The organism is Paenibacillus sp. KS1 (assembly GCF_001680695.1).
In the GTDB taxonomy this organism is placed as follows: Bacteria; Bacillota; Bacilli; order Paenibacillales; family Paenibacillaceae; genus Paenibacillus_B; species Paenibacillus_B suaedae.
The window spans coordinates 22,339-29,095 of sequence record NZ_MAIS01000083.1 but is presented as its reverse complement, the minus strand read 5'-3'; the positions used below and the strand labels follow the sequence as shown (position 1 = coordinate 29,095).

Annotated in this window: 7 protein-coding genes; 1 reads left to right on the top strand and 6 read right to left on the bottom strand. The window is 46.7% G+C overall.

All coding sequences use genetic code 11. The annotated features are described in order from the left end of the window. The 6 genes from BBG47_RS22195 to BBG47_RS22170 all read right to left on the bottom strand — a co-directional run. The coding region (locus BBG47_RS22195) for a LysM peptidoglycan-binding domain-containing protein (RefSeq protein ID WP_139070743.1) at positions 1-474 on the bottom strand (474 nt) is incomplete at its 3' end. Positions 475-745: 271 nt separating this feature from the next. Beyond that, the gene (gene pheA, locus BBG47_RS22190) at positions 746-1,627 is read right to left on the bottom strand and encodes a prephenate dehydratase (protein ID WP_065293538.1); all 882 of its coding nucleotides are present in this window, start codon (positions 1,625-1,627) and stop codon (positions 746-748) included. A gap of 21 nt (positions 1,628-1,648) precedes the next feature. Next, complete coding sequence (thrB, locus tag BBG47_RS22185; RefSeq protein ID WP_065293537.1) at positions 1,649-2,608, bottom strand: homoserine kinase; 960 nt, start codon at positions 2,606-2,608, stop codon at positions 1,649-1,651. Next, positions 2,608-3,675 (bottom strand): threonine synthase, encoded by a 1,068-nt coding sequence (thrC, locus tag BBG47_RS22180; protein WP_065293536.1) that lies wholly within the window; start codon positions 3,673-3,675, stop codon positions 2,608-2,610. Before thrC ends, thrB begins: the two co-directional genes overlap by 1 nt. 35 nt (positions 3,676-3,710) lie before the next feature. Beyond that, entirely contained in the window at positions 3,711-4,997 is a 1,287-nt protein-coding gene (locus BBG47_RS22175) for a homoserine dehydrogenase (protein WP_065293535.1), read from the bottom strand. A gap of 83 nt (positions 4,998-5,080) precedes the next feature. Beyond that, on the bottom strand, positions 5,081-5,518 hold the full coding sequence (locus BBG47_RS22170; protein ID WP_021254232.1) for an ACT domain-containing protein: 438 nt from the start codon (positions 5,516-5,518) through the stop codon (positions 5,081-5,083). Between the two features lie 295 nt (positions 5,519-5,813). On the opposite strand from BBG47_RS22170, the gene BBG47_RS22165 reads away from it, so the two are divergent. Beyond that, the gene (locus BBG47_RS22165; protein WP_065293534.1) at positions 5,814-6,683 is read left to right on the top strand and encodes an aldo/keto reductase; all 870 of its coding nucleotides are present in this window, start codon (positions 5,814-5,816) and stop codon (positions 6,681-6,683) included. Positions 6,684-6,757 lie beyond the last annotated feature (74 nt).

The window sequence follows — 6,757 nt, the reverse complement described above, 5'->3', positions numbered from 1 at the left end:
GACCTCTTCTTTCGGTTTCGTTACTTCTTCTTTCGGTTTCGTTACCTCTTCTTTCGGTTTCGTTACTTCAGACTTGGGCTTCGTCATTTCTTCCTTAGAGGATGGCGGCTTATTAACATTAGGGGCCGGAACATTGCCATCTGACTGCATTTTAGGGATGTTTACAACTTGACCGATCACCAGCACATTCGGATTTTTGAGCTGCGGATTCGCATCAATTAAAGTTTGAAGAGGTATTCCCCATGCTTTAGACAATTTCCATAGGGTGTCCCCTTCCTTTACAACGTGCTTGTGAACGATCTCATGTCCACTTGAGGGAACCGGAGTCGACGGGACTTTAATTTTCATGCCAACATCCAGTTCATTCGGGTTAGCAAGCTGACTGTTCATAGCAATAAGTTCTTCTAAAGTAATTCCGTATTTTTTCGCCAGCGCATATAGCGTGTCGCCTTTCTTGACAATGTGTATTTTCACTTCATGCAACCTCCCACACGTTCGTCATCCTACTCTTACCGGACATAAGCCCGAAATCACCTACTTTATCCTATGCAGCAAATAGGCGTTTGACATCCATGTGTGCAATAAAATCAAAAAAATCCTCCCTTGTTAGGGAGGACAACGATCCGGAATACTCGCACAGCACTACAAAACTACTTATATCATTGCAGCTTGCAGCGCCGTGATTTTTCTTTATCTCGTTCTTACGACTTACATCAAGCCATACTTAAACCAAGAACGCCCTAATTTATTTGTTCCCTCTGCCATTTGAATCCGCTAATGAAAACTCATACGAATAGCTTGGATAGGAACCAAGAATACGAACTTGGCAGCCGATCGCTTCAATTTCTTCGATGGCAGCAGGGAGCAGAACGGTATCTAACGCCATTTCTACATCAATGTAAAAGTAATAACTGCCTAATTTCCTCTTGGTTGGACGGGACTCAATGCGAGATAAATTAATTCGTCTCCAAGCAAATGCAGACAAAACCTGATGAAGCGCCCCCGGGAAATCCTCAGGCAAGGTAACCAAAATGGTCGTCTTATGTGCAGTTGAAGGAGGTAATTCTAGTGGCTTCCTCCCAATGAGCACAAATCGAGTAAAGTTGTTATTATGATCCGTCACTGTTGGCGCCAATATATCCAACCCATGCGTATGCGCACCTACAGTCGTTCCAATAGCTGCCCAGCCGCGACCTGGATTCTGCTTCACAATATTGATTGCCTCAGCTGTACTGCTCACATGTTCGAGTTCCGCATGCGGCAAATACTTGCGAATGTACTGCATGCACTGTGCCATCGCTACAGGATGTGACATTACTTTTTGAATACTGCCCCAATCTCCCTGCAGTTCCTCACGGCGTCCAATCAAATTCTGAATAGACGGAAAGACCCATTCCGCTTGAAACGGCAAATCCACCTCATGAACAATCCAGTCCATATGTAGGTTGACCGAACCTTCAATTGTATTCTCAATGGGGATGACACTATATTCTGAATCGCCACGCGCAGTCGAAAGAAACACATCCGAAATCAGCTTATAGTGTACAAATTGATGATCATGTCCTGCTAAATGCAATGCCGCTTCATGCGAAACGGAGCCTTCCGGCAATAATGCAATTCGTGCCATGTACGCTAACTCCTTCGTAGACTATTCAAGCATGCGCGCAGATAAGATTGATTCCATATCGCCCCATGTACCAATACATACTGCACCTTCATGACTCGGCTCCAATTCCTTCACAACAGCATCGATTCGATGCTCACTAAAAGTATCTCGCATAAACGAAATGAGTTCTTGGCTGTCACTGCGCTTGTCAATAAACGCAAGCAGAGTCGGGCCCGCGCCGCTGAGCGCGACACCAAGAGCACCATGCTGCACAGCATGCTCCAAAATATGAGTCATACCTGGAATCATCGGAGCACGGTATGGTTGGTGGAGACAATCCTTCATCGCTTCAGACAAGATGTCGTATCTCCCACTGCTCAACGCAGCTACAAGAAGTGAAGACCGACTGATATTAAATACGGCTTTGGCCATGTCTACTTGGCTCGGTAGCACACCTCGAGCTTGCTTTGTTTCAAGCTGGAACTGAGGGATAGCGACCACAGTGGATAGGTATCTATCCGGCTCAACACGAGCATAAGTCGTATGTTCTCCATCCCATGCAGCTGCTACAATCCCGCCTATGATGGAGGCTCCAACATTGTCAGGATGGCGTTCAATAGCCGTCGCCATGTCGTAGAGACGACCCACATCGAGCGGTTCACCGATCAGCTGATTCGCCGCTACCAAACCGCCAATAATAGCTGAGGCACTGCTTCCGAGTCCTCTTGTCAACGGGATTTCACTATATACTTCCATTTCAATCGGGCGACGATCAATTCCCGCCTCATCAAATACTGATTGTGCAATTCGATAGATAAGATTGCTCTCATCCGTCGGTACCCCCTCAAGATCAGAGCCGTGCAATCGAATGATAGCTTGATCCGCTGGTTTCATCGCAACCCACAGATGAAGTTGAAGCGCCATGCCCAATGTATCGAATCCTGGCCCTAAATTCGCGGTGCTCGCCGGTACACGCACGAGCACCCCTTCTTCCCGCCACATTATTGTTCACGCTCCAGCTTCGCAATTGCTTCCATAACAGCTTCTTCTGTATCCTGAACGACGAGCGGTTCCTTCGCTACTGTCTTAATTGCGATATTCGGATCCTTCAGACCGTGTCCAGTAAGCACGCTCACCACAGTCTCTCCGCCCTTGAAGTATCCTTCCTTATGAAGCTTCAGCACACCAGCAAGCGAAGCAGCAGAGCCCGGCTCAGCAAATACCCCTTCCCTCGCAGCCATTAATTGATAAGCTTCAAGGATTTGTTCGTCGGTTACGTAATTAATTTGGCCAGCCGATTGTTCAGCAGCTTCTACTGCCGTCTTCCAACTTGCCGGATTACCGATTCGGATAGCAGTAGCCACCGTCTCCGGCTCCGCAATCGGTTCACCCTTTACAATCGCCATTGCACCTTCTGCTTCAAACCCTACCATTCTCGGCAGGGAGTCTGTCTTGCCGGCAGCATGATATTCCTTGAACCCTTTCCAATAAGCCGAAATATTGCCAGCGTTGCCAACCGGAATTGCAAGCACATCGGGCGCTTTCCCCAATTGATCACACACTTCGAAAGCCGCCGTCTTCTGACCCTCGATTCGATATGGATTTACCGAATTCACGAGTGTAATCGGGTGCTTGGCCGTAATCTCTCTCACGATCTCCAAAGCACGGTCGAAGTTGCCCTGAATCGCAATAATTTTGGCACCATAGATCATTGCTTGAGCGAGCTTGCCGAGCGCAATATTATTGTTCGGTATGAGAACGATACAATTCAAGCCAGCACGAGCTGCATAAGCTGCAGCCGCAGCAGATGTATTGCCTGTAGAAGCACACATGATTGTGCGGCTCCCCTCCTCTACCGCCTTCGCTACTGCCATAACCATGCCGCGATCCTTGAACGATCCAGTAGGGTTCAATCCCTCATATTTGAAATACAAATTCAATCCAAGCTCTTCGGATAGACGATCCGCGCGAATGAGCGGTGTATTCCCCTCATGCAGTGTCAGCTTTGGCGTATTGTCGTTGATAGGCAAATATGATTTGTATGTTTCTAGTAGTCCCATGTATCTCATCGAAATAACCCCTTTTCTGCTGCCTGATTGGTGGATTAGCCTTCTACCCGATATGCACTCTTGATGGATTTAATAACATCCAAGTTTTCAAAATGCTTAAACACTTTCTTCATGTTCGCTTGGCTGGCTTGATGTGTGATAATGATAATTTCAGCATCTGGATTATGCGAATTCGGCTGTTGGACGACGGAATCGAGGCTCACATCGTACTCCGCGAATACTTGCGTAATCTGTGCCAATACCCCCGCCTTATCTTCCACATGAAGAAGAATAAAGTTCTTATATGAAATTTGATCATCTGTTTTCAATTTCTTTTCCTTATATGGAGTCAGCGCCCGCAATCCGTTCACGCCGAGCTTCATATTTTTGATGACAGCCGCCAAGTCTGCGACAACAGAAGTGGCTGTAGGCATCTCACCAGCACCAGGGCCATAGAACATCGTCTCGCCAACGGCTTCGCCATACACATATACAGCGTTGAAGACGCCATTGACCGAAGCAAGCGGATGAGCATTGCTGACCATCGTAGGCTGCACAACAACACTAATCTGATCATCCTGACGTTCTGCGATACCGAGCAGCTTCATCTCATAACCGAGACGCTTCGCAAACATAATGTCTTCTTTTTTGATTTGTGAAATTCCGCGAACTTCAACATCCTCCAACGCCACGTCCGCGTGGAAGCCAAGTGTTGCTAAGATGGCCATCTTGCGTGCAGCATCAAGCCCTTCTACATCCGAAGTAGGGTCAGCTTCTGCATATCCAAGCTGCTGCGCTTCCCTCAGCACTTCCTCATAGCCCGCGCCTTCCTTGCTCATCTTCGTCAGAATGAAGTTCGTCGTTCCGTTCACAATCCCCATAATTTTCTTAATCCGGTCAGATGAGAAGCTCTCCATCAAGGTGCGGATAATCGGAATGCCTCCAGCTACACTTGCCTCGTACAATACATCGCAATGATTCGCTTTCGCTTTGGCCATAATTTCACGCCCATGCAGCGCCATTAAGTCTTTGTTCGCCGTAACCACATGTTTGCCGCGCTCCAGCGCATCCATAATATATTGCTTCGTTGGCTCAAGACCACCCATGACTTCAATCACAATATCAATATCCGGGTTGTTAATAATATCTTCTGCATGTTCTGTTAGCTTATGTTCAGGAATGCTAATGCTGCGCTCCTTATGAATGTCATTCACGAGTACCTTCTCAATTACAATCGGTGAGCCCACTTGGCTGGACAAATCCTCTTGATGCCCCTCCACAATACGTACAACACCAGTTCCTACCGTCCCCAATCCTAGCAATCCAACTTTAATCGGCTTCATAAATCAGTTCCTCCCCTTCTCCCAGCAGCTGTCTGTATCTAATGTAGTTATAGAGTAATACCGATGTAATTAAGCAAGTACACTTACCCTTGTCCGATGATCGTCACACGCTTTACCCCAGGGATATCCCGAAGCGCATCCAGCATATTGCCGAATGGCTCTGCGATAAGTGACGTTTCAACCGAGATTACAACATTCGCAATTCCTTGCAGGGGTATCGTCTGATTGATTGTCAATACGTTTCCCTCATAGGAAGCGACAGAACCAAGCACTTTAGATAAAATGCCTGAACGGTGATCCAAATCCATTGAGATCGTTACAATCCGTTCGCGCTCCAATTGATTGAGCGGAAAGATACCGTCTTTATATTTGTAAAAAGCACTGCGGCTCAAATCAACTCGTTCTGCAGCTTCATGAACCGTCTTCACTTCACCTGTCGCGAGCAATTGCTTCGCTCTTACCGTCTTCACTACCGCCTCTGGCAATATGTCTTCTCTCACCAAGTAATATCGCTCTGCCATGATTGAGTCCTCCGTATAAAGACTTTTGTTTATTTATAGAGGACATTATAGCGGATATGTGCGCAAGTTGGCAATAGGCCAATCTATAAATATTTTCTCTAATCCATTTTACAGGCATAAAAAGTTTAATCTATTATACACGATTATCCCTATCGTCTTCCTTGTTTTTATTTAAAAATAATGAAAACCGTTCTGACGAAAATAAAAACGAAACCTTCTCTTCCCTTCACAGTAACAGTATACAAATGATTAAATTTCCTGCTTCATTTTTCCATTAGAGGAGGTAAAGTTATTCATGATGCACACACTGCTTGGTACTACTCAAATACAGGTGTCTAAGCTCGGCCTAGGATGCGCTCCACTATCTGTAGCCGGCAGACCTGACCGAGTGCAAGCTATCGCGACCATCCAGGCTGCCTTCGAAAGCGGAATCACGTTATTTGACACTGCCGATACGTACTGCCTTGATGATCACGATCTCGGTCACAATGAACAATTGCTGCAAGAAGCACTATCTGCCTACTCCACTGAAGAGTACCTAATTATTACAAAGGGGGGTCTAGCTCGTCCGAATGGGTCCTGGATTTGCGACGGCCGACCCGATTCTCTTCGCTCTGCATGCGAGCTCAGCTTACATACTCTAAAGCGTGAATGCCATCCTCTATACATTTTGCACGCTCCCGATCCTTCTGTTCCTATTGAAGAATCTGTTGGGGCGTTAAGCCGACTTCAGGAAGAAGGCAAAATTCTCCATATAGGCCTATCCAATGTTACTGTGAGCGAGTGTCAGCGTGTCCAGCAAATCGCACCCATCACTTGTATTCAGAACCGTCTCCATCTTCATGACAGACACTCGAATGACGTGCTTCGATACTGTGATGAGCATAGGATCAGCTTCATTGCGTATAGCCCATTCGGTGGGCCGAGCAATTCCATCCATTTGCAGAACCATCCTGTATTGTCAGAACTGGCACAGAAGTATTCGGCAAGCCCTTATCAGATTGTGATTGCGTGGCTGCTTGCACTATCCCCTAATCTCATTCCCATTCCGGCAGCCACCAAGCCTTCTTCTATTCAAGACAGTGTACGCGGAATGGATATTCTGCTGGATGAAGCTGACCTGCTTCGTCTTACGAATATTGATCAGGCCAATACTCCCACTTGATCGAAGCGCCACTTCCATTGACTCAATAAACAAAAAAAAGAACGCCCGACCCAAAAAGGGTCAGGCGTTCTAAT

What these genes read in the sequence shown, in the direction of transcription:
- BBG47_RS22170 (WP_021254232.1), bottom strand. Translation starts at nt 5,518, where the DNA reads ATGGCAGAGCGATATTACTTGGTGAGAGAAGACATATTGCCAGAGGCG.
- thrB (WP_065293537.1), bottom strand. Translation starts at nt 2,608, where the DNA reads ATGTGGCGGGAAGAAGGGGTGCTCGTGCGTGTACCGGCGAGCACCGCG.
- BBG47_RS22175 (WP_065293535.1), bottom strand. Translation starts at nt 4,997, where the DNA reads ATGAAGCCGATTAAAGTTGGATTGCTAGGATTGGGGACGGTAGGAACT.
- thrC (WP_065293536.1), bottom strand. Translation starts at nt 3,675, where the DNA reads ATGAGATACATGGGACTACTAGAAACATACAAATCATATTTGCCTATC.
- pheA (WP_065293538.1), bottom strand. Translation starts at nt 1,627, where the DNA reads ATGGCACGAATTGCATTATTGCCGGAAGGCTCCGTTTCGCATGAAGCG.
- BBG47_RS22165 (WP_065293534.1), top strand. Translation starts at nt 5,814, where the DNA reads ATGATGCACACACTGCTTGGTACTACTCAAATACAGGTGTCTAAGCTC.